The 3,732-nt window shown below is 33.1% G+C and carries 5 protein-coding genes; all 5 read right to left on the minus strand.

Annotated elements, in window-relative coordinates; all coding sequences use genetic code 11:
- Positions 1–84: 84 nt before the first annotated feature.
- Positions 85–432, minus strand: a complete 348-nt coding sequence (locus NE054_RS07330; protein WP_297890230.1) for a toprim domain-containing protein — start codon at positions 430–432, stop codon at positions 85–87.
- Entirely contained in the window at positions 425–901 is a 477-nt protein-coding gene (locus tag NE054_RS07335) for a histidine kinase (RefSeq protein WP_297890232.1), read from the minus strand. The genes NE054_RS07330 and NE054_RS07335 overlap by 8 nt, the downstream gene beginning before the upstream one ends.
- Before the next feature lie 10 nt (positions 902–911).
- A complete protein-coding gene (locus tag NE054_RS07340; protein ID WP_297890233.1) occupies positions 912–1,739 on the minus strand; it encodes an MqnA/MqnD/SBP family protein in 828 nt (275 codons plus the stop codon).
- A gap of 42 nt (positions 1,740–1,781) precedes the next feature.
- Positions 1,782–3,146, minus strand: coding sequence for an adenosylmethionine--8-amino-7-oxononanoate transaminase (gene bioA / locus NE054_RS07345; RefSeq protein ID WP_297890234.1), 1,365 nt, complete (start codon positions 3,144–3,146; stop codon positions 1,782–1,784).
- An 8-nt stretch (positions 3,147–3,154) separates the two neighbouring features.
- The coding region (locus NE054_RS07350; protein ID WP_297890236.1) for a L,D-transpeptidase at positions 3,155–3,732 on the minus strand (578 nt) is incomplete at its 5' end.

The following is a 3,732-nucleotide window of genomic DNA, read 5'->3' on the forward strand; positions in this document are numbered from 1 at the left end:
TCTACCTTTATTTACATCAAGACAAGGTATGATTCTTTTAGCTAACACTTCTCACCTGTTAAAAATATTTTTAAGAATAATATTTTAAGGTAGATTTTCAATCTCTTCAACATTCAGGTTTTTCAAGTAATCTCTGTAAGAACTATCTATTTCAACACCTTCTTTTGATAACATCTTAGAAAACTTTTGAAACATTCTTTCCCCGTGTTTATCCAAATCAAAAAGCAAAATGCATTTATCAAAATTATTGATTATTTCTTCAACGACATCGTAATACTTTCTTCCTTTTAGGGATATTATATTTTTTAAATCATATTTTAATAGCTTTAATAAATCTCTTTTACCTTCAACCAATATACAGGTTTTATTATTATCCAACTCTTTTTTGAGTTTTTTCTTCCAATCTTCAAAAGATGAAAAAATTTCACTCACTTTTTATTCCGAACAATTTTTTGATAAGTTCTAACAATTTAATAAATATGGATTTATCCTTTTTAGCTTCGTGGAGTATCTGTTTGACAACTTCTTCACCTTTTGTATCTTTTAATGTTGCTGTAATTATCAGAAATACTTCCAAAGGATTAAATGGTATTTCAAACACTTCTGTAACACCCATAGCTTTGTAATACTCAACATCTTCCTTTGTGAGATTTTCTCCTAATATTAAGAAAGGTATGTCTTTTAGCTGTTCATTTCTTTTTAGTATAGATAAAAGTTGCAAAGTTGGGATGTTATCTATCTTTGGGGATGCTATTATTCCGTGGATGTCTTTCCCTGTTTCAATAATGTTTTTAGCTTCCTCTAAATTTTCTACCATAATAACTTCAGATTGACTTAGTGATGCAACTTCGTTTAATACTTCGTAAGAATTTTTATCTTTACTTATAAAAAGTACTTTCATGTTCACCCCTCTAAATAAAAGTTATTTCAGGTAATACAGGAATAAAACCTTTTTCATAAGCTTCCTTTAAAAACAGCTCAATCGCTTTTTTCCCTCTTTCTCCGTAATCTACCGTTAGCTCATTTACGTACATACCTATGAATTTATCTGCTTTTTCTTTGTCCATTCCTCTTGCGTATTTTAAAGCGTACTCTACAGCTTCCTCTCTGTGGTTAAGGGAGTACTTTATACTCTCTCTTAATATTTCGGAAATTTCTTTCATAACCGTAGTACCTAAATCTTTTCTTATTACGTTTCCTCCGAGGGGAAGTGGTAAACCTCCTGTTTTCTCATACCACCATTTTCCTAAGTCTACTATGCAGGTTAAACCTTCGTCTTTGTAAGTGAGTTGTCCTTCGTGAATTATAAGACCTGCGTCAACTTTTCCAGATTTTACTTCTTCTATAATTTCGTCAAAAGGAACAACAACGTAGTTTATATCAGGTTCAAATAATCTCAAAGCTAAAAATGCTGATGTAAGTGTTCCGGGAACTGCTATTTTTTTATTTTTCAACTCTTTTACATCAAAAGGTTCTTTGGCAACTACCATTGGACCGTAGTTATCTCCCATACTTGCTCCACTAGATAAAAGAGCGTACTTGTCTGCAACGTAAGGGAAAGCATGAATAGATATTGCACTTACTTCGTAAGTTCCTTTCAATGCTTCTTTGTTTAAGGTTTCTATATCCGATAGAATGTCTACAAATTCATACCCTTTTGTATCGATTTTCTTTTGGTTTATTGCGTAAAACATAAATGCATCATCTGAATCGGGACTATGGGCAACTCTAATAATCAAATTAAAAATCCTCCGAATTAAGTTTTAAATATTTTAACATTTTTACTCTCCACACACTTCTATAATGCTATCTTTTAAGGAATCTAAGAAGTAGTTTAATTCGTCTTCTTTTATAGAAAGTGGTGGCATAATAACCATCACATCTCCAAGTGGTCTGACCCATATTCCTCTTTTCATCATGGCTTTTGCTACTTTAAATCCGGTTCTTTCTCCGTATGGGTAAGGCTGTTTATTCTTTTTATCTTTTATAAGTTCAACTCCTGCCATCAATCCGTAGTTTCTTACATCTACAACATGGTTAAGTTCTAAAAATTCAGGTAATCTTCTTTCTAAGATTTGGATATTTTTTTTCACATTTTCAAGGGTTTTTTCTTCTTCGAAAAGGTCTATGTTTGCAAGTGCTACATTACAAGCTATTGGGTTTCCTGTGTATGTATGTCCGTGGTAAAAGTGTTTTGCTTCTCCAAAATCTCCTAAGAATGCGTTGAATATTTCGTCCGTTGTTAATGTTGCAGCTAAAGGTAAGTATCCTCCTGTAATTCCTTTTCCTAAAGCCATTATATCCGGATTTATGTTTTCTTTTATTGATGCAAACATTTCTCCAGTTCTTCCAAATCCGGTTGCAACTTCATCAACTATCATCAAGATGTTGTACTCTTTACATATTCTCTCAACTTCTTTTAGATATCCTTTTGGGAAAGGTAATATTCCAGCTGCTCCTTGTACTCCAGCTTCTAAAACAAATCCAGCTATAGTTTGATGATGCTGAAAAATAAACTCTTCCACTTCTTCTATCAATCTTAATGTTGTTTGATATTCAAGTGCTTTTTCTCTTCCGGATATTTCAACAGCTTTTAAATAAGGTGAAGGGAGTTTATAAACATCAAACAGTAAAGGTCTGTACTTTTCATGAAAGATATTTATTCCTCCTACACTTACACTTCCTATCGTATCTCCGTGATAAGCCTCATTTAAAGTTACAAATTTGTTTTTTTCTTTATATCCTTTGTTATGCCAATAATGGTAAGCTATCTTGATGGCTATTTCCATCGCTTCAGAGCCATCTTCTGAATAGAATACTTTATTTAAGTTGCTTGGGGTTATTTCGGTCAATCTTTTTGCCAAAAGTACAGCTGGTACATTGGATGCTCCAAGAGTTGTAAAATGGGCTATTTTACTTACTTGTTCGCAGACAGCCTTATTTAGTTTTGGATGGTTATGACCATGAACATTACACCACAAAGATGCAACCCCATCTAAATACTTATTTCCATAAATATCATAGATGTAGTTTCCCTCTCCTCTTTCAACTATTACATTATCTTCTTCTCTGTACACTTTCATCTGAGTGAAGGGATGCCAAAAGTACTCTTTATCCCACTTTACTATTGTATCTTTTTCAACCATTGTCTGCCTCACCAAGCTTTTATTGCAAAACTTTTTCCTATTATGTCTGTTTTGTAAAAGTCTATGAACTTTTTACTAACTATTTTTGCTTTTTCTAAGGATACAACGGCTTCATCGTCAAAAGCTTCTACAAACTTCTCAGAGTTAAAAAAAACTTTGTAGGGAATATCTCTACTTACAACGGGTGTTCCAACATCCACCACTTCAAACAGTCTTTCTACATCCTCATTGTACATTCTTATACATCCATGACTTACTTTCATTCCTATACCGTACTCTTTGTTTGTACCATGCATAAGGAAAGAGGTATTTCCAAGTCTCATGGCTCTTGTACCAAGTGGGTTATCAGGTCCAGGAGGGAAAACTTGTGGTAAATCCGGTTGTTCTTTTCTTATACTTTCCGGGGGGTACCAAGCAGGGTCCTTTCTTTTCTGAGAAATCTTAAAATCTCCTACTGGTGATTGTGCTTCATCTGTACCTATACCTATCGGAAATGTTATAACGTAGCTTCTATCATTAATCATAACCGGATAGTAAAGTCTTTTTTCGTTTATATTTACATAGATAGTACCATATTTAAAATCCT

It is taken from the genome of Sulfurihydrogenibium sp. (genome assembly GCF_027448985.1).
GTDB lineage: Bacteria > Aquificota > Aquificia > Aquificales > Hydrogenothermaceae > Sulfurihydrogenibium.